General features: G+C 39.3%; 25 protein-coding genes, 1 pseudogene and 1 other annotated feature. Of the genes and pseudogenes, 2 read left to right on the top strand and 24 right to left on the bottom strand.

Annotation, left to right across the window (positions count from 1 at the left end):
* Positions 1-15 precede the first annotated feature (15 nt).
* From safA to nadB, 4 genes are all read right to left on the bottom strand, one after another.
* Positions 16-1338, bottom strand: a complete 1323-nt coding sequence (gene safA / locus BK580_RS24105) for a SafA/ExsA family spore coat assembly protein (protein ID WP_139364848.1) — start codon at positions 1336-1338, stop codon at positions 16-18.
* Between the two features lie 149 nt (positions 1339-1487).
* Entirely contained in the window at positions 1488-2591 is a 1104-nt protein-coding gene (gene nadA, locus BK580_RS06490; RefSeq protein ID WP_078379546.1) for a quinolinate synthase NadA, read from the bottom strand.
* Positions 2592-2605: 14 nt separating this feature from the next.
* Entirely contained in the window at positions 2606-3445 is an 840-nt protein-coding gene (gene nadC, locus BK580_RS06485; protein WP_078379545.1) for a carboxylating nicotinate-nucleotide diphosphorylase, read from the bottom strand.
* A 14-nt stretch (positions 3446-3459) separates the two neighbouring features.
* Positions 3460-5019, bottom strand: coding sequence for an L-aspartate oxidase (gene nadB / locus BK580_RS06480; RefSeq protein WP_235864001.1), 1560 nt, complete (start codon positions 5017-5019; stop codon positions 3460-3462).
* 150 nt (positions 5020-5169) lie between these two features.
* Here nadB and BK580_RS06475 point away from each other — a divergent pair, with 150 nt between their 5' ends.
* Positions 5170-6303, top strand: coding sequence for an IscS subfamily cysteine desulfurase (locus BK580_RS06475; protein WP_078379543.1), 1134 nt, complete (start codon positions 5170-5172; stop codon positions 6301-6303).
* 17 nt (positions 6304-6320) lie between these two features.
* Positions 6321-6857, top strand: coding sequence for a transcription repressor NadR (locus BK580_RS06470; protein WP_078379542.1), 537 nt, complete (start codon positions 6321-6323; stop codon positions 6855-6857).
* Between the two features lie 126 nt (positions 6858-6983).
* Here the strand turns inward: BK580_RS06470 and pheA are convergent, their stop codons facing one another.
* The 20 genes and pseudogenes from pheA to BK580_RS06375 all read right to left on the bottom strand — a co-directional run bounded on the left by pheA (position 6984) and on the right by BK580_RS06375 (position 23300).
* Complete coding sequence (gene pheA, locus BK580_RS06465; protein ID WP_078379541.1) at positions 6984-7847, bottom strand: prephenate dehydratase; 864 nt, start codon at positions 7845-7847, stop codon at positions 6984-6986.
* Positions 7848-7896: 49 nt separating this feature from the next.
* The gene (locus tag BK580_RS06460) at positions 7897-8340 is read right to left on the bottom strand and encodes an ACT domain-containing protein (RefSeq protein ID WP_078379540.1); all 444 of its coding nucleotides are present in this window, start codon (positions 8338-8340) and stop codon (positions 7897-7899) included.
* Between the two features lie 316 nt (positions 8341-8656).
* Positions 8657-9940 (bottom strand): GTPase ObgE, encoded by a 1284-nt coding sequence (gene obgE / locus BK580_RS06455; RefSeq protein WP_078379539.1) that lies wholly within the window; start codon positions 9938-9940, stop codon positions 8657-8659.
* A 72-nt stretch (positions 9941-10012) separates the two neighbouring features.
* Positions 10013-10444: a Spo0B C-terminal domain-containing protein gene (locus BK580_RS06450; protein WP_408055256.1), complete on the bottom strand. Its 432-nt coding sequence runs from the start codon at positions 10442-10444 to the stop codon at positions 10013-10015.
* Positions 10421-10561, bottom strand: a pseudogene (locus BK580_RS24020) (Spo0B domain-containing protein); the annotation flags it as partial. The pseudogene BK580_RS24020 and the gene BK580_RS06450, both read right to left, overlap by 24 nt.
* A 326-nt stretch (positions 10562-10887) precedes the next feature.
* Positions 10888-11178, bottom strand: a complete 291-nt coding sequence (gene rpmA, locus BK580_RS06445; RefSeq protein WP_078379537.1) for a 50S ribosomal protein L27 — start codon at positions 11176-11178, stop codon at positions 10888-10890.
* Positions 11179-11190: 12 nt separating this feature from the next.
* Positions 11191-11517, bottom strand: coding sequence for a ribosomal-processing cysteine protease Prp (locus BK580_RS06440; protein ID WP_078379536.1), 327 nt, complete (start codon positions 11515-11517; stop codon positions 11191-11193).
* A 15-nt stretch (positions 11518-11532) separates the two neighbouring features.
* Entirely contained in the window at positions 11533-11841 is a 309-nt protein-coding gene (rplU, locus tag BK580_RS06435) for a 50S ribosomal protein L21 (RefSeq protein ID WP_078379535.1), read from the bottom strand.
* 15 nt (positions 11842-11856) lie between these two features.
* Positions 11857-11946, bottom strand: a sequence feature (ribosomal protein L21 leader region).
* 47 nt (positions 11947-11993) lie between these two features.
* A complete protein-coding gene (locus tag BK580_RS06430; RefSeq protein WP_078379534.1) occupies positions 11994-13451 on the bottom strand; it encodes an Rne/Rng family ribonuclease in 1458 nt (485 codons plus the stop codon).
* Positions 13452-13476: 25 nt separating this feature from the next.
* On the bottom strand, positions 13477-14346 hold the full coding sequence (locus BK580_RS06425) for a M50 family metallopeptidase (RefSeq protein WP_235864000.1): 870 nt from the start codon (positions 14344-14346) through the stop codon (positions 13477-13479).
* On the bottom strand, positions 14339-15112 hold the full coding sequence (locus tag BK580_RS06420; RefSeq protein WP_078379533.1) for a M23 family metallopeptidase: 774 nt from the start codon (positions 15110-15112) through the stop codon (positions 14339-14341). The genes BK580_RS06425 and BK580_RS06420 overlap by 8 nt, the downstream gene beginning before the upstream one ends.
* Before the next feature lie 248 nt (positions 15113-15360).
* Complete coding sequence (locus tag BK580_RS06415) at positions 15361-16329, bottom strand: glycerophosphodiester phosphodiesterase family protein (RefSeq protein WP_078382661.1); 969 nt, start codon at positions 16327-16329, stop codon at positions 15361-15363.
* Positions 16330-16399: 70 nt separating this feature from the next.
* Positions 16400-17197 (bottom strand): septum site-determining protein MinD, encoded by a 798-nt coding sequence (gene minD, locus BK580_RS06410; RefSeq protein WP_078379532.1) that lies wholly within the window; start codon positions 17195-17197, stop codon positions 16400-16402.
* 3 nt (positions 17198-17200) lie between these two features.
* Positions 17201-17920, bottom strand: a complete 720-nt coding sequence (gene minC / locus BK580_RS06405) for a septum site-determining protein MinC (RefSeq protein ID WP_078379531.1) — start codon at positions 17918-17920, stop codon at positions 17201-17203.
* Between the two features lie 99 nt (positions 17921-18019).
* A complete protein-coding gene (gene mreD / locus BK580_RS06400; RefSeq protein ID WP_078379530.1) occupies positions 18020-18541 on the bottom strand; it encodes a rod shape-determining protein MreD in 522 nt (173 codons plus the stop codon).
* Positions 18538-19428, bottom strand: coding sequence for a rod shape-determining protein MreC (gene mreC / locus BK580_RS06395; protein WP_078379529.1), 891 nt, complete (start codon positions 19426-19428; stop codon positions 18538-18540). The genes mreD and mreC overlap by 4 nt, the downstream gene beginning before the upstream one ends.
* 19 nt (positions 19429-19447) lie before the next feature.
* Positions 19448-20464 (bottom strand): rod shape-determining protein, encoded by a 1017-nt coding sequence (locus BK580_RS06390; RefSeq protein ID WP_078379528.1) that lies wholly within the window; start codon positions 20462-20464, stop codon positions 19448-19450.
* Between the two features lie 193 nt (positions 20465-20657).
* A complete protein-coding gene (radC, locus tag BK580_RS06385; protein WP_078382660.1) occupies positions 20658-21329 on the bottom strand; it encodes a RadC family protein in 672 nt (223 codons plus the stop codon).
* An 87-nt stretch (positions 21330-21416) separates the two neighbouring features.
* Positions 21417-21974 (bottom strand): Maf family protein, encoded by a 558-nt coding sequence (locus tag BK580_RS06380; protein WP_078379527.1) that lies wholly within the window; start codon positions 21972-21974, stop codon positions 21417-21419.
* 219 nt (positions 21975-22193) lie between these two features.
* Entirely contained in the window at positions 22194-23300 is a 1107-nt protein-coding gene (locus BK580_RS06375) for a hypothetical protein (RefSeq protein ID WP_078379526.1), read from the bottom strand.
* Positions 23301-23427 lie beyond the last annotated feature (127 nt).

The raw sequence follows: 23427 nt of genomic DNA, 5'->3' as shown, positions 1-23427 counted from the left end.
TAAAAAAAACTTGTATTAGCTTTCATCATCATATTCTGGACCATCAAAATCGGATCCATTATTACGATATTCTTCGTTAGTTGGGCCATATCCATAGCCTTGTGGTCCAAAGTATCCTGGAGCACCCATTGGATAACCGGGTTGTGGAACACCGTATCCAGGGTACATCATTCCATACGGCGGAGCTGGTGGATATCCATAAGGTACTTGACCTCGATAACCCATCTGTTGCGGAGTAGGTCCTCCACAACCACAGTCTGCTTCATTAGTTGCACCCGCTACAGCTTGTTGTCCTGGTGCTGCTCCTTGTGGGAATCCTCCCATATGACCAAACCCAGGTCCAGGGGCAACTGGAGAAACTGGATAGCATGGGTAACCGCCTGGCCACATTGGCATTCCTTGTGGTATCCCTTGGAATCCAGGCATCCCTTGTGCACCCATTTGATCCTGCACGCCTGCTACCGCAGAAGGGCTCTGTTCTTGTTGACCCATTTGAGGCATTTGCCCCATCTGTTGTAGTTGTTGCATTTGAGCAGCATCCCAATCCTCTGAATCATCCATCATATCTTGACCCATTGGGAAATGTGGCATACCACCTTGTATTCCCTGTACCATGCCTGGCATTCCATAACCGCCTGGCACCCCGTAACCTCCTGGAATCCCATAGCCTCCTGGCATTCCATAACCACCATGATGGCCATGATGATGTCCATGGTGCCCACCATGCGGGAAAGGATACCCATGTAACCCTGTTCCAGGCATAATTGGCGAGACAGGGGCACAATATTCAGGTTGATACGGGATTTGTTGATACGGGATTTGTTGTGCCGGTGGAGGTTGCTCTACACCCATCACTTCTGGTTCTGGACTTTTCCCTTTCGGCGCCACTTGCTTTGGTCCCACTTGCTTTGGTGCCACTTGCTTTGGTGCTTTCGCTTCCGGCGCTTTTGTGACATTTAGTGTGTAATAATTATTCACATCAATTTCTGGAAAATACGGCTTCAATTGCGGTATTTTCGGCACATATGGCGCTTTTGGAGCCTCTTTAATCGGTTCCTCTTTTACTTCCGGTTTCTTTGGCAATTCTTTATACGGGTGCTGCGCGATTGGCGCCTCTTTCACACCCATTACTTTCGGAGCTTCTTTTGTTACTCCTAATACTTGTGCTTCCTTTTTAACCGGTACACCTGCCATTGGCACTTTTATCTTCATTCCAGGCATAATCATGTCAGGATTGCTTAACTGTGAGTTTGAATTCTTGAGCTCATCAAAATTCACATTATATTTTTGAGCAATCTTCCACAATGTATCTCCCTTTTGTACGATATGGATTTTCAAGGGTTTTCCCTCCTTAGCAAAGTCTTTACAGTCTATGTCTCGAGTGGGCATTTTGCCACTATTCTTCACATCAACTTATGCTTTAAAAGGAAAATATATGATAAAAAACATGGACATCCAAAGAAATACTTTGGATGTCCATTTATATCTTATGCATTTGCGAGCATTTTCTCTAGTGCATATATTGCGTTTTTCGCGACGTCTTCTTCCACCGTGATTCTGTTTATTACATTTCCATCTTCAATGCTTTCCAATGCCCATAATAAGTGTGGTAGGTCGATACGATTCATCGTCAAACACGGGCACATATTAGGATTCAAAGACACTATTTCTTTGTCCGGATGCTGTTGAATGATTCTGTTAACGAGATTCATCTCTGTACCAATCGCCCATTTACTACCAGCTGGAGCTTTCTCAATCGTTTCGATAATATATTTCGTACTACCTGCTTGATCACTAAGTTCCACGACTTCTCTTGTACATTCTGGGTGAACAATAATATTCATATCAGGAACTGTTTTGCGAAGCTCTTTAATATTTTCAACCGTGAATTTTTCGTGCACAGAACAATGACCTTTCCATAAAATCACTTTTACAGTAGAAGGGTCTCCTTCAAATTCAAGCTCATCTGTTATCGGATTCCACACAGCCATTTCTTCGAGCGGTATTCCTAAATCAAATGCGGTATTTCTACCTAAGTGTTGGTCAGGTAGAAATAAGATTCTTTCTTTTTCTGTAAATGCCCACTCGACCATTTTATGGGCATTAGATGATGTTACCGTAGCTCCTCCACGCTCTCCACAGAAAGCCTTAATTGCAGCTGTTGAATTAACATAAGTTAATGGAAGCATCGTATCTCCAAATACTTTCTGAAGCTTTTCCCATGCTCGTTCTGTCTGATGAATATCGGCCATATCGGCCATCGAACAGCCTGCACGCATATCTGGAAGCACGACAACCTGATTTTCGTTTGTAAGGATATCTGCTGTTTCTGCCATAAAGTGAACACCACAAAACACAATATATGAAGCTGTTGTACTGCCTGCTGCTTGTGCTAATTGTAATGAATCTCCTGTAGCATCTGCAAATTCGATTACTTCATCTTTTTGATAATGATGCCCAGGAATAAATAAGTCTTCCCCTAGCTTCTCTTTTATGGCTATCACACGACTTTTCATTTCCGTTGTCGACATTTCTCGATATCGAGCTGGAAGAACCGTATTTTCCTTTTTGACTAAATCTAAAATATTCATAAACTAACTCCCCTTTACCCTTTGGTGCCTACATTAAAGCTAATATCTAAAGAAGAAACTGAATGTGTTAGAAAACCTAATGAAATATAGTGAACACCTGTATCTCGGTAAGACGCTAAATTAGTTAAGGTAATTCCACCGGATGCTTCTGTTGTTACGTTTTTTGGAACATATTGAATAAATTCCTTTATTTCAGCAGGTGTTCGATTATCAAACATGATAATATCCGCCCCTGCGTTCACCGCTTCAATCACCTGTTCTTTAGTTTCGGTTTCTACTTCAATTTTGACCATATGGCCGATACCTTGACGTGCTTTATTGACCGCCTTTGTAATAGAACCGGTAAATTCAATATGATTATCTTTTATCATGACACCATCATACAATCCAAAACGGTGATTATAACCACCACCACAAGTTACGGCATACTTTTCTAACATTCTTAAGCCTGGTGTAGTTTTTCGCGTATCACAGATTTTTGTTATTTCACTATCGAGTGTCTCTACAGCTTTTGCCGTCAAGGTAGCAATCCCACTTAGACGCTGTATAAGATTTAAGATGACTCGTTCTCCAGTTAAAAGCGCTCGCATTTTCCCTTGAACAGAAGCTATCGTTTCTCCTTTTTCGACCCTTTCACCATCCTTTTTCTTAAAGGTAATCTTCGTCTGTGGATCGATGAGCACGAACGCCTCCTGAATGATGGCTTCACCTACGAATACTCCATTTTCTTTTGCAATAAACTCTCCAGAACCAACAGAGGCTTCATCAAACAATACTTCTGATGTAAGATCTCTTTCGCCAATATCCTCTTTAAAAAAATCGCGTAACATATCCTGAAGCTTAAACTTATTCAACCGATTCCTCTCCTTTACACCAGCATCTTTACTTTTTCTTGATGATAGATTCTTTTCTGTCTCCATTCATCATTCAAGCACGGAAAATCCGAACGATAATGCGCGCCTCTACTCTCCACTCTTGTTAAGGCTGATGTTGCAATTAAATAGCTGATTTGCAACATATAAACTAATTCGATTTCTTCTAAAGACAACCAAACTTCTATTTCATCAAGCTCATCCCAATAGCATTTATAGGCTCCTACCCATGCTATAAGTTCTCGTAAGCCTTTTTCATGTCGAACAATACCAGCGTACTTCATCATTTTGCTTTGTATCTCTACTTTTGTCGGCAGAGTAATCATTTCTTTTCTATGTGAAAAAAATTCTTTTAGTTTCTTTTTAGGCATTACATTGTTTTCTATCCTTTTAGTTAAAAGATGCTCTGCTAACTTTCTTGAAAAAACAATCGCCTCTAATAATGAGTTACTTGCTAATCGATTTGCTCCATGAACCCCATTACATGCCACTTCCCCTACAGCATAAAGGCCAGCTATCGATGTTTCTCCATGAATATCGGTTTGAATACCTCCCATAAAAAAATGAGCTCCCGGTACGACAGGAAGAAGCTTCTTATCGATGAAAATCCCGTTATCTAAACACATTTTTGTGATAGAAGGAAAGCGTTCTTTAAATTGAGGTACGTTTTCAATATTTAAAAAAACCTGTCTTCCTTGTTCCATTTCATGAAAAATCGCACGAGACACAATATCCCTTGGGGCTAAATCACCTTGTGGATGTATGCCTGACATGATTCTGGTACCTTCATTATTAATTAGAAAAGCGCCTTCACCGCGAACTGCTTCTGAAATTAATCCAGCTATTTGGTTCCCCACTCGTAGCATGGTTGGGTGAAATTGCATGAATTCTAAGTCTGTAAGAATAGCACCTGCTCGATAAGCTAACGCTAATGCCATCCCCGTAACACTTTCGTTATTGGAGGTATAGGAATAAAGTGCTCCAGCTCCACCTGTAGCAAAAATGATATGGGAAGCATGATATTCTTTTCGTTCCCCATTAATTCGAAGCGTATTGACTCCATAACAACGACTATTGTCTACTAGCAAACTTGTTACAGTTTCCTGTTCCAAGATGGTAACAGATTTAGAAATTTGAGAATGAAGCCATAGCATCAGTTGTTTTCCAGTTTGATCTCCACCTGCGTGTAAAATTCGACGCTCAGAGTGAGCACCTTCCATTCCAAGGGAGAGATTACCATTTCGATCTTGGTCAAATCGCATACCGCTATCTATAAGTTCCTGAAGTAATGCAGGGCCAAGCTTTGTTAACAGCTCTACTGACAATCTGTCATTATGCTCACAGCCTGCGACTAGCGTATCGTCAAAATGCTGCTGCCATGTATCTGTTACCGCAATGGCACCTGCTACTCCACCTTGAGCAAGAAAAGAATTATTTTCGTACTTATTAGACTTTGTGAAAACCATCACATTCATATGCTTACTTAAGTAATTTGCTGTTAATAAAGCAGAAAGACCACTTCCAACAACAATTACATCACTATGCTTTTGAGACACAAAAAAACCCCCTGTATACATAAGTGTCTTGACACCTATATTTACATAAATTTAAACTAATGACAAGAATTTTTTTTTACCAGACAAATAGAGTCGGAGTTACTGTATTCTATTTCTAGTTAGTTTTTCGAACTTGAAGGGAGTTAGCCCATGATTTACTTAGACTATGCCGCAACTACACCAATGAGCGCAGAAGCGTTGGAAGTATACCAGCAAGTAGCAGAACATTATTTTGGAAATAGTAGTAGCTTGCACGATATTGGAACATCTTCTCAAGCTCTTCTTGAAACATGTCGGTCAGAAACTGCAAAAATGATCCATGGAAAAAAAGAAGGAATTTACTTTACTAGCGGAGGAAGTGAATCTAACTTCTTAGCAATTCGCTCGCTTTTAAAAGGGAACGAAAAACAAGGAAGGCATCTAATTACAACTAAAACCGAGCACTCTTCAGTTTATCAACAATGTGTGAGTCTAGAAAAAGAAGGATATGAGGTCACATTTCTAGATGTGGACCATGAGGGAATAATCTCACTTCATCAATTGGAGAAAAGCATTAAAGCAGATACATGTCTTGTTTCTATCCATCATGCGAATTCAGAAACAGGAATAGTTCAACCATTAGAAGACATCGGAAACTTATTAAAGGAAAAGAATATTCTCTTTCATAGTGATTGTGTCCAAACTTTTGGTAAAATACCAATAGATGTGGAAAAGCTTCATTTGTCCAGCCTTTCTATTTCTTCCCATAAAATTTATGGTCCAAAAGGGGTAGGAGCTTTATACATCAACCCCTCTGTATCTTGGCTTCCTCTTTACGAGGGTGCCAGTCATGAGCGTGGAATGCGGCCTGGAACAGTTGATGTACCAGGAATTGCTTCCTTTGTTTCAGCAGCTCAGATGATGCATAATTCAATGGAGGTTAATCAAGAGAAGGATGAAATGCTACGACATTTTTTTATAGAAAAAGTGAAACAGTTATCACTTCCTATTGTGTTGGAAGCAGAGGATGCAACATGCTTACCTAACATTATTGGACTTCGCATACAAGGGATTGAAGGACAACATGTCATGTTAGAATGCAATCGTAAACAAATTGCCATTTCTACTGGAAGTGCCTGTCAGGTTGGTTCCCAATCTCCTTCACGCACTATGATGGCTACGGGGAAAACTGCAGAAGAAGCTAGAGAATTTATTCGATTATCGTTTGGAAAGGATACAACTCATGCGCATGTGGAAGCTGCTGTTGCTGCCCTGAAGGACTTGATTGATGAAATAAAAGCGTAAAAAGGAGTGTTAAAAAAATGAATCAAGATAAAAAAGTGCTCGGAGCAGAGAGAAGAGAACTCCTTTTACATTGGTTACAAACTGAAAATAAACCGTTGACTGGTGGCGAGCTAGCTAGTCGAACAAATGTAAGTAGACAAGTAATCGTTCAGGATATTTCCTTATTAAAAGCAAAAAATGAGCCCATCCTGGCAACAAGTCAAGGCTATGTTTTTTTAAGATCTCCTGGTGAAAAGAAGAAACAAGAACGTATAATTGTATCTTTTCATACCCCTGAGCAAACAAAAGAAGAGCTTTATATAATTGTGGATCATGGCGTTACCATTAAAGATGTGAAAATAGAACACCCTGTTTATGGTGATTTAACAGCATCTGTGATGGTAAGCACGAGAACAGAAGTCGATGATTTTATTCAAAAAATTCAAGAAACAAAAGCAGCTTACCTGTCTCAATTAACCGATGGAACTCATCTACACACGCTAGAAGCCGATTCCGAAGAAAAGCTCAACGCCGCATGCAGCGCCCTAAAAAAAGCCGGCATGCTCCTAGAATAACCACCTATTAACAGTTTAAGCAACTACAAAGGAGTAGAGGTTTCAGTAATGAACCCTCTACTCCTTTGCTTTATTATTGATATTAATTTTAAAAACAGGAGAAACGACACCTAGCACCTTTTCCCCTTATTTTAATAAATAACTAGTGTAGCTTCCTAGTATTTTAACGGCGCAGCCTAGCGCTTCTAGTTCTCGGATTGCCCCGGGTAGTAGGATTTCGTCTAAATGTTGGTTAACGTCGATAATGAAGAAGTAATTGCCAAGGCCTGTTTTCATCGGGCGTGATTCAATTTTCGATAGATTCAGTTTTCTCCAAGCAAAAGCTGATAATACTTGATGCAACGCCCCTGATTGATCGGAAGGGAGTGTTACCATCAGTGTCGTTTTCTCACTATCAACATTATGTACACGATTGTCAAGACGCATTGCTTCATCTTGATGTAACACAATAAATTTTGTATGATTATTTTCATAATCATGGATGTTTTCTGCTAACACCGATAGCTTGTATTCCTTTGCTGCTAAAGAATTAGCAATACATGCAGCCCGCTTAGATAGTCGATGTTCAGAAATAAGCTTAGCTGCGGAAGCAGTAGATGAAGTCGTTTCATATACAGCATTGGGGTATTTATTATGTAAAAACTTATGACACTGGGCGATCGCATGTGAATGTGAATAAATCACTTCGATTGATTCTTCTTTATTCACATGGTCTGGATGCACTAATAAGTGTTGACTAATAGGTACGATTAATTCCGCTACAATCGGCAATGGACAATCGTGGATTAGATAATCAAGCGTCACATTGACTGAGCCCTCAATCGCATTTTCTAACGGTACAACCGCAAATTCTACTTCATTATTTAATACCGCATCCATACATGCTGGAATTGTTGCATAGGCCTTCTTAGCGCTATGTGGAAAAAAACTTGTTACAGCCATATCAGTAAACGTTGCCTTTGGTCCTAAATATCCAACTCTCTGATTCATCTTCCCTACTCTCCTCTGCTAGTCTCTATAGAAAAGCCGATGCAATTGTTTAGGCACCGGTTCCTAATATCTCTACTTTATCTACAAATTCTAATCGCTTTAACATGGAAAGTAAAGCATGAATATCACCAGTTAAACCAGACATATCAAGCGAAAGCGTTACATTTGCCTTCCCTTGTAACGGAATAGTTTGGTGAATAGTAAGCACATTACAGCCTACAGAAGCAACTGTTGCAAGTAGTTCTGATAATGCTCCGGTTTGATCTTCTAAGTGAAAAAATAATGTCATAATTTTTTCTTTTACCATGGTATGAAAGGGAAAGACAGTATCTCGATACTTATAAAAAGCACTGCGACTCAAATCCACTCGCATAACTGCTTCAGCAATTGAATCAGCCTTTCCCCTTGCAAGCATTTCTTTGACCTCAAGCGCTTTCTTCATCGCTTCGGGAAGGACATCCTCCCGTACCAAAAAAAATTTTTCCTCTAGCATCTACAATCTCTCCTTGTTTCAGACAGATTTCTAAGAACAAAAGCGCAAGCGCCTCGTTCAGCCCAGGCAGAGCACAAGGCAGGCACAGCTTGAGGTTGCTTTTTAACCTCTAGATGGGCATGACTTGTGACCTCGAGGGGCTAGGCGCTGGAGCTGGACGTCACTACCCTTACTAACAACACCATCCGCCTTGCGTTTTTATTTCTTATTCAATCAATGAAAAACTCTTTTCGCATAGATAATAATTGTATTGCCTATACAAAAAAGCCATGTAAAGAAAGAGGGGTAAAGATTCTCCCCCTCTTCTGAATTGTTTCTATTCTACGAACTCAAACTCATATTCCTGTAAACGAACGAGATCGCCATCTTTTGCACCACGCTGTCTTAATGCCTCGTCTACTCCCATTCCACGGAGTTGACGTGCAAAACGACGGATGGATTCTTCATGATTGAAGTTTGTCATAACAAATAGCTTTTCGATAGCTTCTCCAGAAAGAACAAATGCACCATCTGGATCTCTTGTGATAATAAAGCCAGTTTCTTCTTTTTCATGCTTGTACACAACGCGCTGTTCAATCGCTTCTTCCTCATAAAGTGGGTACTCTGGAGCATGCTCCAGCTCATCTGCCACTGCGTATAATAAATCACGTAAACCACTGCGAGTAAGAGCAGAAATCGGGAAAACTTTCACATCGTCCCCAAGCTGTTCTTTAAACCTAGCAAGGTTTTCTTCAGAATCTGGCATGTCCATTTTATTCGCAACTACGATTTGAGCACGCTCTGTTAAACGGAGATTATATTCCTTTAACTCTTCGTTAATCGTGACATAATCATCGTATGGATCTCGGCCTTCAAGACCACCCATATCCACCACATGAATGATTACTCTTGTCCGCTCAATATGGCGAAGGAACTGATGACCAAGTCCAACCCCTTGATGTGCACCCTCAATTAATCCTGGTAGATCTGCCATAACAAAGCTACGGCTGTCTTCTGTTTCTACCACACCAAGATTAGGAACAATCGTAGTGAAGTGGTATTCAGCAATTTTCGGCTTTGCTGCAGAAACCACCGATAGAAGGGTTGACTTTCCTACGCTTGGAAAACCAACTAAACCTACATCTGCTAAAACCTTTAATTCCAATACAACATAGCGCTCTTGTCCTGGTTCACCATTTTCGGCAACTTCTGGAGCTGGGTTTCTTGGTGTTGCAAATCGTGTGTTACCACGTCCGCCTCGTCCACCCTTGGCTACTATATATTGTTGTCCATGTTCGGTAAGATCAGCTAGCACTTCTTTCGTATCATCATCCATTACAACAGTACCTGGAGGAACTTTAACTATCATGCTTTCAGAATTTCTACCATGTTGATTTTTGGACATCCCGTGTTCACCACGAGTTGCTTTGAAATGTCGTTTATAACGGAAGTCCATTAGTGTACGTAAGCCTTCTTCCACTTGAAGAATAACATCCGCACCTTTCCCGCCATCTCCACCTGCTGGTCCACCATTTGGAACGTATTTTTCACGACGGAAGGCTACCATACCGTTTCCGCCATCTCCACCTTTTACATAAATCTTGACCTGATCGACAAACATTGCTTTTCACTCCGATCTAAAGATGCAAATCCTACTATGGCTTGCAATATTTCTTCTCTATTTATAAATAAACTAACTAGCACCGTCAGCTTTATTATTATTTCCTTTAGTAAAAACTTGCTGTATAACGCATTCCTCGGGGGATACACTGCTACTTTCAATCACAAAATAATTCGGTTGTGTTTGTATCCAAGCAGATAATCTATCTGTATCTTCTATTATTCCACTTATTTCAAAAAAGAAACGAACTTCCTTTTCTTCTAGCTGTATACTTAAAAACAAATGATTGTCCGCTTTGACGTTTACAACGTTCTCAAGCATTGTAAACATGGAGGAAATCCATTCGTATAACAATTGATCTTCCCTGGATAAATCTATCCCATTTTCCCCAATCACTTCATATTCCACAGAGAACAAACGTGGCTCCCAATGAAATGTCACAAGGTATTCCGCCAACAAAGGTGCCTGTAAATTGGTTAAATTAGACTCATGATTTGCTTCCAGTACAATCTCATCTATTAAATTATTTACCCGATCCCACCGCTCTAAAGACATATTCGCCTTAATCAGCTGCAACCGATTCAACCAATCATGCCTAGAATGGCGTAAAACATCCAACGTACCTCTTTTTTCATCATTTTGGTTCTCCTAGAAATAATTCCATATTCTTCTTATATGTATACGATTATAGCATATTTTTTTCCTATAGGGGCCAGACACCGTTAGGAATTCAAGAGAAGATGTAGAATTGTATTAGTTTGGTTGTAAATGATGAGGTTGATTCTTTGTTTGTGTAACTCTTCTAGTAAAAAATAAAGTATAAAAAAACGCTATGGTGGACGTGTGGTTAGTGAGGGTAGTTACGTCCATCTCCTGCGCCTAGCTTGCACTTTTGTTCTAAAAAAATAAAACTCTAACCTTAAACTTAGGCTAGAGTTTTACTGAGATTATGCTTCTTGAGCAACAGGATATACGCTAACTTGTTTGCGGTCACGACCTAAACGCTCGAAACGAACGATTCCGTCAACCTTCGCGAATAACGTATCGTCTCCTCCACGTCCAACGTTTGCTCCAGGGTAAATTTTAGTACCGCGTTGACGGTATAAAATAGAACCACCAGAAACTAGTTGACCGTCTGCACGCTTAGCGCCAAGACGCTTTGACTGTGAGTCACGACCGTTTTTAGTACTACCTACTCCCTTTTTGGAAGCAAAGAACTGAAGATCTAATCTTAACATGTATTCCACCTCCTACTTAGAAATGGTTATATAATTTCCATAATCACGTTCAATCGTCTCTAAAGATACGACCATACCTTCTAGCAGCAATTGAATTTTTTCTTTTGTTGACTCCTCTATGTCAGAGGGAATCGAACAGCGAAGAAAGCCATCTGCCCCTTGCTCAATTTGAGGAGTAACAGACAAAAGTGTTATAATAGAGTTTACCGCACCAAAAGATACAGCAGATACTCCAGCACACACAATATCGGATCCTTTTTTGGCAAAGTTAGCATGTCCAGTTATGGTAAACGATTCGATTATTTGATGATCGTTTCGTTTAATTGTAACTTTAATCATCCAATCACCTTTAAATTATGCGTTGATCGCATCAACAACAACTTTAGTGTAAGGTTGACGATGACCTTGTTTTTTACGGTAGTTTTTCTTAGCTTTATACTTGAATACAGTAATCTTTTTCGCACGACCTTGTTTTTCAACTTTAGCCGTTACAGAAGCTCCTGCTACTAGTGGGCTACCAACTTTAACATTGTCGCCACCAACGAAAAGAACTTTGTCAAACGTTACTGTGTCACCTGCAGCTGCATCAAGCTTTTCGATGTAGATCACTTGACCTGCTTCTACCTTGATTTGCTTACCACCTGTTTCAATAATTGCGTACATTCTCTTGCACCTCCTCAATAGACTCAGACTCGCCAGTTTCAGGCATATGTAACGAAAAAACGTCCATATTTTAGGGGAACCTGGACTGTGCGGTTGTAGCACGGGTGCTACAAACTAACAAAGAACATCTTAGCATATTTAAAAGCCCTCTGTCAATAAGGTTCTAGCGTTTTTAAACGTTCTTTTGCATCCACTATGGTACCTGTAAATCGTACGATAAAACTAGGCACACCGATTTTTTTTGCAAAAAAAACCTCCACGCCTACTCTCTCTAGTAAGTTTGGGAGGTGAATCGCTATCTCCCTCACTTCTTCGGTCACCTCAATGATAACCGCTTCGACATCTGACCCTTTATATTCAAGAAGTTCTCTTTCAAGCTGATAGGCAATGGTTTCAGCAGAGTAAACTGCCCCTTTCCCATGGCATGGATCACATGCTTGTAATAACAAATTAGTAAGTGGCTCACGAATTTTTTTCCTAGTTAATTGAAGGAGATGAAGCTCAGTAAAGCCAATAACACGCACAATAGAACGGTCTTTTTTCACTTCAGCTTGGACAATTTGCAGAACCTGCTGTTGCTCATCTTTATTTGCCATATCAATGAAATCCACGATGATAATCCCACCAATTTGACGTAGCCGGAGTTGCCTAGCGATTTCTTTTGCCGCTTCTTTATTTGTTTTCAGCACTGTTTCCTGCAGTCCTGATTTCCCTATAAATTTACCCGTGTTGACATCTATAACCGTCATCGCTTCTGTATGTTCAATAATAATATACCCTCCACTTGGAAGCCACACTATTTTCTTTAAGGCTTTCTCAAGCTCCTGCTCCATTCCTCGCCTCGCAAAAATGCCTTCCTTGCCTTGATAAAAGCGCACTGGGTATTGTTGTTTTTTTAACGCTTGAAAGGTTGGTGCATCATCCACTTCAATTAGCTTGATTTCACTTTTTGGAATCTCTCTTAATAGTCTCGATAAAAAATGGTCCTCTTTATGAAGCAAGGCTGGTACAGGAGACTCTGCCATCTTATTTTGTACCTCAATGAATTGTTGTTGCAGTTCTAACAGTTCCACTTCCACCACATCGGCCGGGGTCTGCTCACTTGCTGTTCTTACAATAACCCCTTCTTCCTCGGTACACCAGCTAAAAAGGAGCTCGCGCCATTGCTTTCGCTTATGTTCACTCATTTTTTTTGAAATGGCTTTATACTTTCCAAAAGGCTGATATACAATATGTAATCCAGGAAATTCAATAAGACCTGTTAATTTCGGTCCCTTTGTTCCTTCTCCCTCTTTCACCACTTGTACTAGAATCGCTTCACCTTGATGAACAAAATGAGAAATACTCTTCTTTTCTTTCTCCCCTTTAGAGAGTGGAGATAATTGATACGCACACAAATGGTCGCGGTGAATGTACCCTGGTTGCTTTTGTCCAATGTCTACAAAAGCAGCTTGCATCCCTGGCAACACATTCACAACACGACCAACATAAATATTTCCTTCTATATGGTGAATAGTAGGCCGTTCAAGTAATAGCTCTACTATCTTATCTTGTTCTTTTACGGCAACTCGTTTTTCTGTTGCTCGCATATTCATAATAAGCTCAATCAATTGGAGTAGCCTCGACTTTCGATTTTTAGTATGAATACAGGATATCTCCTATATCAATTGTCGTCAACTTCTCCTTAAAATAAGCATGCAATAACTCATTTTCATCTAATGGAGTCTGCTTCTTATTGCCTTTCATAATGATTATATTATGCTTACAATCCCGCTTAAAACGTTGTAGCACCTGATGTATTTTCTCCGTATCATCCACCACAATTGGCGTGATACTTGAAAAGGAATTTGTTTTCCCATAATACCTCTCCAATAGAAAACGAATAAACACAAAGTGACGTTGCTTCCACTCTGAATAAAGCGAATAAAAAAGAAATAATGAGATAATCCACATATTTAGATGCAAAGGATCAATCACTAAATAACCTAGGAAAAAAATCGATAAAAATAGAAAAGAACATTGCAACGTACGCTCATGAGATTTTGCAAAAGAAGTAAATTTACTTAATGCAATACTCATCAGCTTTCCACCATCAAGCGGCCAGATTGGAAGGAGGTTAACTAAGAATATCATCGTATTAAAAGTAAAAAACAGCTCCCAAATACCTGGCGACAACACCCCCATTTTATAGAGAAAAAAGCCTGCCGCCCCAAGCCATAAATGTTGTATCGGACCAGCAAGAGTAACGACCAGTTCCTCCTTTAACGGTCGATTTCCATGCTCCTCCATTTCAGCCATCCCACCAAAAGGAAGAATAAGAACTTGCTTTATTCTCCATGAATAAAAAGTAGCTGCGACGCAATGTCCTAGCTCATGAACGAGCACAATGATAAAAAGAATCAAAAGCTCCCAGAAATTCGCAGTTAAAATAGCAAGCCCAATCATTAGCCAGAAAATCGGATGTATATGGATTTTTTGAAATAGCCTAAGCCATTTATTATTCAAATGATATCACCTGCATAGGGTCGATAAATTCATTTCCTTTTTGAATAGCAAAATAAAACATTCCTTTGGAGCCATCCTCAAGTGTTGTTGTTCTCCCTATCGCTGTACCCGTTTTAATAAAATCCATGAACTTCACATCCACTTCACCTAGTTGTCCATACCATGAATACGTATCGTCTGCATGTTGAATGATAACGGTCTTTCCGGTTTCTTGTTTAATCCCAACAAATGTAACAGTTCCATTTTTCATGGCTTCCACTTTTGAACCAGCCAACGTTTCCACCATCACGCCTTGTCCATTACTCTGAAAGCTTTCAAACACCTTTCCTGAGGCAGGAATCGCATATTCCACTTTTACTTGATCCACTTCTTTTTCTTTTGGTGTTGACGGTAATAGTGCTAATGGTTTCCCAAACTGCTCCTCATACCATGAAGTAAAAGCAGTAAATTGAAAGCTCTTATCCATTGTATCAACAACAAACTGTTTCGGTTTCTCAAGTGCAGCCGATTGATTCTGAAACATAATGCCAATGACCAACACCAAAATCGCTGAGGCTAGAATTTTAAAAAGAAATAACTCTCTATTAAATAATGGGTGCTCCTTGTTGCCATCTGTCCCACCTTCAAATGACGTATAGCTGTTTCCATACTTTTCTTCATCTCTCATCACATACGAGGATACTTGTTTATGCTTAGTGAGCTGCGTTTGTCTTGTTCGTTTACGCTTTGCGGCTCTTCTTCTAATTTCATCTAACCGTTCATTCATACAAACACCCTTCCCCCTACTATGTTTGTACCATTTTATGACTTGTCCTTAGTGGATATGACGGTATGAGAAAAAGTAAGATGGAATTTTTTCTTTCCCCAAACTAGGAATGTGGCTAAGGGCTTATACTTGCTTATTTCTCATTTTCAAATTACTTTTCTCGATACAAAAAAACACCTATAAGTTAGTAAGCATAGAGTACTTACTAACTTATAGGTATTATTCAAATTTAACTCTAATCCCTTTAATCATTCAGATCCGATTAAATCAATCCGATTCGTCCAAATCCAACCTGAGAAATGTTCCGGGATTCTCTCAAGATCTTCTACTTGATCAAATCCTTCAGAAAAACCGCCATCTCCGGCTACTAAAATAACTCTTGTATTAACTTTCTCCATTCGCTCATGAAACTTCCCGGACCAACCCCATAACCACGGTCCAATTTTTTCAGGAATATGCAGCTGGCTATTTCCACATGTTTCTGGAACATAACCAGTCCATCCGATAATGAAATAAGGGATTAGACAGCTCTTCATCGACGCTTTTGACATTACACGAAGCTCCGGTAATTCTTCCTTTAATGTAGCAATTGGATTGTCTCCTCCATACACACTCAGATTAGAAAAATTTCCGACCGTGTAATCTGAAAGATAATTAGCCAATAACTTTCCTTCTTCTGGATCATCGCTTTTAATATGAATTAATAACTCTTTATTCGGGAATTGCTGCAAGACTTCTCCCAACGTAGGAATCAGACCAACTCCCTTACCACGTAAAGGATAGGTTTGTCCCTCATCAGCCGTATAGCCATAGCCAACATCTAATGCACGAAGCTCATCCATTGAATGCTCTCTAGTCGCTCCTTGTCCATTTGTTCGGCATTCCAACGTCCAATCATGAAACACAGCAAATTCGCCGTCTGTGGTTGGGTGAACATCTAATTCCACCATATCTGCTCCCGCTTCAAAAGCTGCTTTCATAGATGGTATGGTATTTTCAATATAAGCATGTTCTGGTTCAAAAATTCGCTCGGCCGTACATGTATCATATTGAATACCTTCCATCGAGAATGTTTGATGAACACCGCGGTGTGCTAATAACAACGGCTCACCTTTTTCTTGTTTTGAAAATAAAGAGGTGTTATTGATAAAAAATAATAAGAGTAATAGTAAGAAAGCAATTAGTATTTTTTGCATAACTTTTTTACTAGTTTTCAAAGCTACTACACCTACCTTTCTCATTGAATAAATAAACCGCCCCTTTTATAAGAGACGGCTTAACTTCAGCTTAACGTACACCAAAAAATTTCTTAATTTTAAACAAAACACTTTTGTTTTCTTCATCTAAGGATTGCAATGGCACAGACTCACCAAGTATACGGCGAGAAATATTTCGATAGGCAATAGATGCTTTGCTTGTTGGGTCCATCACAATAGGCTCTCCACTATTAGAAGCACGAATCACACTGTCATCATCTGCTACAATTCCAATAATATCGATTGCCAAAATGGAAACAATTTCATCCACATCTAGCATTTCCCCATTTTTCACCATATGATTACGAATTCGGTTAACAACAAGTTTTGGTGGCTCAATCTCTTCTTTTTCTAGTAAACCGATAATACGATCTGCATCACGAACAGAAGAAATTTCAGGAGTAGTAACGACAATTGCTCGATCCGCACCAGCAATAGCGTTTTGGAAACCTTGTTCTATTCCTGCTGGACAGTCGATAATAATATAATCATAGTCCTGCTTTAATTCTATTATCAGCTTTTTCATTTGTTCTGGCTTTACAGCTGTTTTATCACTTGTTTGTGCAGCTGGTAGGAGCTTTAGACATTCAAAGCGTTTATCATTAATTAAGGCTTGATGTGTTTTGCAACGTCCTTCAATAACGTCAACTAAATCATAAATGATGCGGTTTTCAAGTCCCATCACGACATCCAGATTTCTTAAACCAATATCTGTATCTACTAAACATACACGTTTACCTGCTAAGGCAAGAGCTGTTCCTATATTTGCAGAAGTTGTCGTTTTGCCGACTCCACCTTTACCAGACGTAATTACGATAGCCTCTCCCACTTCTTACATTCTCCTTTCAAGCCTTGTTAACATCGGTCTTAGATGTGAAAGCAATTGTAAGCGATCGATAACAATTCTTTCTTGGTTATCTATATAGGCACATTCCATCTCATTGCTTCCATCAAGTTGTTCACTGAGATCCGGGGCGCGGTTAATTGTTTCATGGATTGATAGCAATGCAGGTTTCATTAGACTTGCTGCAATGATCGCATCATTTTTACCTAATAGACCAGCATAAGCATTCCCACGCAAGGCACCAAGAATAAAAATATTCCCCCCTGCTTTCACCGTACCACCTGGATTCACATCCCCGATTAAGAGAAGATCTCCTTTTACTTCAAGGACTTGTCCTGAGCGTATCATTCTTGCTACTGGGACAATTTCATTTTCTTCTTTCCACTGTATGGCCTGTTCTTTTGTAATGACATTACTTTCAATTTCTTCGACAATAAAATTCTTTTTACTTCGAATGACATTGCGTAATTTTTCTTGCTGATTATTAGTTAAATAACGATTCCCCACTTTTAATCGTACACCTAAAAAATGAGAATCATCAGTATTACTATTCGACGTCAATTTTGCTTCTATTTCAGCAAGTAGCTCTGGAAACGAGCATGTATCATCGAGATGCAGAGTTAGGCCCTCTTTAGTGCCCTTAATGGTTACATACTGTTGTTTTTGTCTATTCACGACGTTCACCTCAACAAGTATATAATTCGACATAGTCCTTCTATTTCCTTTTTCCTACGACTATAAAAAATGAAAAAAGAGAGTAATAGAATGGGTATGTATAACAAAAGCTGACTATTCTAGACAGCTTTCTTAAAGTTCCTCTTTTTGTTCTATTGCTAATCTTTCCATGAATAGTTTCAAAGGAAAAATAATAATAAGCGAAACAATCCCGTTAAAACCAAGAGTAGGTAACAGGCGTGTAGTGAAAAATTCAGGATGCATCATAACAGTTGTTCCAATTAAAAAATGAATTCCATAAACGAGATACTCTACAATAGCAATTGCAAAAAGAATCATAAACAAAGAAATAAAGATATTTGCATGTATTACCTTCATAATTTTCGAAACAAAATAGGCTGCTATCGCGAATGCGAATAGATAAACACCCAATATTTCGGTATAAACAATATCGTAAAGGAAGCCAAACACCATACCAAAAATCATCCCTATATAAGGACCGGTATAAATTGTACAGATAATAAGCGTAATTAATACAAATCTCGGAACAATAATCCAATCTTCATTGATGCTTCTTATGTTAAAAAGATCTATACTCATACTCTCAAAAACAAACAAGCAAAGAATTAGGGCTGGTAAGACATATTTTCTCACTCAGCATCCCCCTCTTCTGTTGCTTCTTCGACAGGTACTACTTCATCTCCGGATATTAAGGTGCGTTTTACAATCATTACTTGACTAATATCATAGAAGTTCGCAGCAGGCTTTATGTAAGCCATTTGCGTTAGCCCGTATTCATCTGGTACTACGTCAGTGACTTCCCCGATAATTAACCCTTCAGGAAAAATCCCACCAAGACCAGAGGTCAAAACAGTTTGTCCTTCTTGTACTTGTGCCTGATGTGGAATACGTTTTAACAGGAGTGCTCCTTTTTCGTCATCATACCCTTCGATGAGTCCAAAGATGCTTTCATCTCCTTGAATATAGGCAGAAATGCGGTTTTTCGGATCTAAAGAACTTAATAGCTGCACGGACGAGGTAAAAGGATTAGCATGTTTCACTTTTCCTATTAATCCACCAGCAGTTATAACTGCCATATCTTTTTCCACGCCATCTTGCTTGCCTTTATTGAGGATAATTTGCTCCCGCCATTGATCAGGATTTCTACCGATGACTGTTGCAGGCTGTGGTTCATAATCTCTCAACGAGTCAAGCTCGCCGATTACTTCTCTAATCTTTTCGTTTTCTTGTTCTAACTTGTGAACTTTCGTTTCTAACATAGCATATTCTTCTAGTCTAGCACGTAAAAGTTTATTCTCTTCGTACGTATTTTTTAAGTAGCCTATATTCTCAAAGAAGCCCGCAACATAATGTGCGGGCCTATAAAAGATTGATTGAACAAAGCCTGTTGAGTCCTTAACAAACTGTTCAGGCCATGTTACATCGTCCCGTTCTTTTAAAGAGAAACCAATCAATGCCACTAGAAAAATTAGGCTCACCAACAAAATAATTAGCCTTTTATTGAGAAAAAATTGTGGCATAACTTAACACCTTCTTTTATTAGCGATAATCTCTTGATTTCTTTTTAAATTCGTCAATATAATCTAATGCTTTTCCAGTTCCAATTGCTACGCAGTCTAATGGATTTTCTGCAATGATAACTGGCATTCTTGTTTCGTCACTAATTACTTTATCTAAATTACGTAATAAAGCTCCCCCACCAGTGAGAACTATTCCACGATCCATGATATCAGCAGCTAGCTCAGGAGGCGTACGCTCAAGCGTTGCTTTCACTGAATCAACAATTGCAGTAACCGTATCTTTTAACGCTTCTCCCACTTCTTTTGCGGAAATTTCCACTGTTTTTGGAAGACCTGTTAATAAATCACGACCACGAATGTCCATTGGTTCAATACCTTCTGGATCTCCCGCTGAACCTACCTCAAGCTTTAAGGCTTCAGCAGTTCGTTCTCCGATCATTAAATTATAATGCTTACGGATATAAGCGATGATAGCATCATCCATTTCATCCCCAGCAACACGAATGGATTGACTCGTTACAATACCTCCAAGAGAAATAATTGCAACTTCTGTCGTTCCTCCACCAATGTCTACAACCATCGAACCTGTTGGCTCCCAAACTGGTAAATTCGCCCCGATTGCAGCTGCAAATGGCTCTTCGATTGGATACGCATCACGCGCACCAGCTTGACGAGTCGCATCAATAACCGCTCTTTCTTCTACAGCTGTAATGCCAGATGGAACACAAACCATCACATACGGCTTACGTGAAAAAGCATTTTTATTACGCAATGCTTGTTTTATATAATATTTCATCATGGTTGCTGTTGTTTCGTAATCAGCAATAACGCCATCCTTCATTGGGCGTAATGCTACTACGTTTCCTGGAGTACGACCAATCATATTTTTCGCATCGTTACCTACTGCAACTATTTGTTTTGTATCGGTTTGAAGTGCAACAACAGAAGGCTCTCGCACAACAATACCTTTTCCTTTAATAAAAACTAATGTATTGGCTGTTCCCAAGTCAATACCAAGATCTCTCGTTCCAAACATAAATGTGTATCTCCCTTTCTGATACTATTGCTTTATTGTGGTAAAAAAGTGATAAAAGCGAACAAAATGTGCCCTCATTTATTTCATCAACATGTGGATAAATTAGTTTTAAGAAGATGAAAGCCTGGCAAGGTTTGTCCCTTCCAAACTCATGAGTAATATTATAGCGTAGGATTATAAAAAAGCATAGTACTTACACATAGCCTTTTTCTTTTAAGCTAATGAATTTTTGATCTCCTATTATCAAATGGTCCAAAAGCTCTATTCCGATAAGTTTCCCGCATTCATTTAATCTTTTTGTCACCTCAATATCTTCACGACTAGGAGATGGATCTCCTGAAGGATGATTATGAATGCAGATAAAGGAAGCTGCCGATCGGCGGAAAGCTTCTTTAAACACCTCACGCGGATGCACGATTGAGGCATTAAGGCTTCCGATGAAGATAGTTTGCTGATGAAGGACTTGGTTTTTAGTATTCAAATACAAACATACGAAATGTTCTTGAGATAAAAATCGCATATCCTCCATCACATAGTTAGCCGCATCTTCTGGAGACCTAATTACATAACGGTCTTCATATTGTAGACGATGAATCCTGCGTCCGAGTTCTACTGCAGCTAAAATTTGTACTGCTTTTGCTGTGCCAATTCCTTTAATATTTGTCATTTCTTCTACGGAGGCATCCTTTAATAGCCGGAGACCTTCGAATGTTGTTAAAAGTTTGTTGGCAAGCTGCACCACTGATTCCTCTTTAGAACCAGTGCGGAGCATTATAGCTAAGAGTTCATGGTTCGATAGACTTTTCGGACCATCTTGAATGAGTCGTTCTCTTGGTCGTTGGTCCTCTGGGTAGTCTCTAATCATTAATGTAGTTGCTGGTGTATCCAATTTCGTTCCTCCTTTACTAAGTAAGCCTTCTGACTGTTCTTAGTTGGAGGGCTATGTTCCGCACTAAAAGAAGCTTTTTAGTTCACGAACCGTTCTAGACAATGGAAGTCCCACCACGGAAAAATAATCACCTTTTATTTCCTTGACAAAAAGAGCACCCACTTCTTGAATACCATAGCTACCTGCCTTATCCATCGGTTCTCCTGACTGAATATAATAGTCAATTTCTTCGTCCGTTAGATCCCAAAAAGTAACGGCTGTTTTTTCATAGAAGGACACTTGCCTCTCCTCACTAATGATGGCAACTCCACTTATTACATAATGAGTATTGCCACTTAGTATCCTTAACATGTACCTTGCGTCATCATGATTTTTCGGTTTGCCTAGTACATGACCGTCATACACAACAATTGTATCGGATCCAATAACAACCGCATCCGTACTCTTCTGCGCAACATCATTTGCTTTTTGGAAAGCAAGGTTCATGGCAATTTCTTCTGGGGCATTAGATGGGTCAAAGGTTTCTTCTATGTTGCTGACCTTCACTTCAAAGGAGAGTTTTACTTGTTGGAGAAGTTCTTTTCTTCTGGGGGATCCAGAGGCTAAAATAAGAGGCTTCATGTTTTTATCACCTTTTTCTATAGTATTCAAACAAGAGAGAGACACAGACCTATCGTATCACAAAAATCCAACCCAAAACAAACAAATCCAAACTAAACCCAAAGTAATTTTTCACACCAAAAACAGACATCAAAAAAACCATTGATGCCTGCTTGAAAGTTGAGCTTACATATCAGGATTATTGTCTATATTTGCAAATTAGTACCAGGCCCATTTTGGTTAATAAAGGAAAACAGTCGCTTCGAGCAGTTTTTGTTGTGCGTCCCAAAGTTGATTGGTTTCTTTGGAGCTTTGATATTCTTGGATGTTTTGGTAGGCTCCCACTAGTAAGGTTTTCCATTCTTTTGGTCCATCCGTTGTATTTTCTTCTTTTACAGCCGAAATCTTTTGATAGTGCCCATTCATCCTTTCGACCGTTGCAGGATCGATAGCTCCCCCCTGTAATAAAAGAGCGGACGTAGCAATAAGTTCTTTGTAAAGTCCTTGTCCTTCTTGTAGTAGAAGTGCATCCTGTTCGGTGATGGAAGAGAAGGTTTTTTCAGGGATAGTAATTTCTTTTGCATAAGGTTTAAACCCTTTCTTTTCTGCTTCTTTTCCAATCTCCTTCATTCCGTCCAAACCGGTCCCAACCGCCATAAATACAAAGAAGAGTTCGGAGTCTAATGATATGGCAGAAAAGCCAGACTCTTGAAGTTTTTGAATTTCAGCATTTGCTGCTTCTGAATTGGAATATACTTCCGCCTGAAGCACCGCAACCCCAAGAGATGATAACGTAACAGTTTGGTCTCCAGAAGTAGTACCAGGATTTTCTGTAGTAGCACCATTTGCACCATCTGTTGTTTGTCCCGATACTTGCTGAGCTGGATTTAGGGGCTTATCTGACATATTCATAATCGCTAAAATAAGGAAACCAAGGCAAGTACCTATGCCAACAGCCATTACAATAGATAAAAATAATTGCTTAGGAAAGGAGGGAGGAGTAAGCTTCTTTTTCTTACTTATAGGTGTAGGTTGTTTTTTTGTAATCCCTTTGCTTTTGTTTTTGTTCATGTTTCGTAAATCTTCAATGTAAGGTGTTGTCTTTGGTGTTACCTGCTTCTCCGGTTCCTTAGGTAGCACCCATTCAAATTCTTCCTCCTCTTTTTTTTCCGCAGCAGCTGCCATTTCATCTACAATAATCAACGGCAAGTCATTTTCCGGGAAGGAACTAGTTTTCGTTTCAGGAATATGTGTCTTTGTCTTCCCCGTCTTCTTCTCTTTATTTTTCTTACTTGGAAATGATTTTTCTTGCCCATTAATCTTAATTCTTACTTCTTGCCTGTCCATATTTTCCACCTCCGTCTACCATGACAAAATATGCCTTTATTTGATTTGTTTTATCCTATCATAGAGCATAAAAAAAAGAACAAGACTTTTGTCGTCTTGTTCTAATTCTTTTCCGACACAATCCCCA

This window comes from Sutcliffiella halmapala, assembly GCF_002019665.1.
Taxonomy (GTDB): domain Bacteria; phylum Bacillota; class Bacilli; order Bacillales; family Bacillaceae_I; genus Sutcliffiella_A; species Sutcliffiella_A halmapala.
This window is presented reverse-complemented; position numbering and strand designations above follow the sequence as displayed.

Bases quoted from the DNA above. Each gene is read 5' to 3' on its own strand.
- nadA (WP_078379546.1), bottom strand. From the start codon at position 2,591: ATGAATATTTTAGATTTAGTCAAAAAGGAAAATACGGTTCTTCCAGCT.
- BK580_RS06475 (WP_078379543.1), top strand. From the start codon at position 5,170: ATGATTTACTTAGACTATGCCGCAACTACACCAATGAGCGCAGAAGCG.
- BK580_RS06470 (WP_078379542.1), top strand. From the start codon at position 6,321: ATGAATCAAGATAAAAAAGTGCTCGGAGCAGAGAGAAGAGAACTCCTT.
- pheA (WP_078379541.1), bottom strand. From the start codon at position 7,847: ATGAATCAGAGAGTTGGATATTTAGGACCAAAGGCAACGTTTACTGAT.
- BK580_RS06460 (WP_078379540.1), bottom strand. From the start codon at position 8,340: ATGCTAGAGGAAAAATTTTTTTTGGTACGGGAGGATGTCCTTCCCGAA.
- obgE (WP_078379539.1), bottom strand. From the start codon at position 9,940: ATGTTTGTCGATCAGGTCAAGATTTATGTAAAAGGTGGAGATGGCGGA.
- rpmA (WP_078379537.1), bottom strand. From the start codon at position 11,178: ATGTTAAGATTAGATCTTCAGTTCTTTGCTTCCAAAAAGGGAGTAGGT.
- BK580_RS06440 (WP_078379536.1), bottom strand. From the start codon at position 11,517: ATGATTAAAGTTACAATTAAACGAAACGATCATCAAATAATCGAATCG.
- rplU (WP_078379535.1), bottom strand. From the start codon at position 11,841: ATGTACGCAATTATTGAAACAGGTGGTAAGCAAATCAAGGTAGAAGCA.
- BK580_RS06420 (WP_078379533.1), bottom strand. From the start codon at position 15,112: ATGAATGAACGGTTAGATGAAATTAGAAGAAGAGCCGCAAAGCGTAAA.
- minC (WP_078379531.1), bottom strand. From the start codon at position 17,920: ATGTCGAATTATATACTTGTTGAGGTGAACGTCGTGAATAGACAAAAA.
- mreC (WP_078379529.1), bottom strand. From the start codon at position 19,428: ATGCCACAATTTTTTCTCAATAAAAGGCTAATTATTTTGTTGGTGAGC.
- BK580_RS06390 (WP_078379528.1), bottom strand. From the start codon at position 20,464: ATGTTTGGAACGAGAGATCTTGGTATTGACTTGGGAACAGCCAATACA.
- radC (WP_078382660.1), bottom strand. From the start codon at position 21,329: ATGATTAGAGACTACCCAGAGGACCAACGACCAAGAGAACGACTCATT.
- BK580_RS06380 (WP_078379527.1), bottom strand. From the start codon at position 21,974: ATGAAGCCTCTTATTTTAGCCTCTGGATCCCCCAGAAGAAAAGAACTT.
- BK580_RS06375 (WP_078379526.1), bottom strand. From the start codon at position 23,300: ATGGACAGGCAAGAAGTAAGAATTAAGATTAATGGGCAAGAAAAATCA.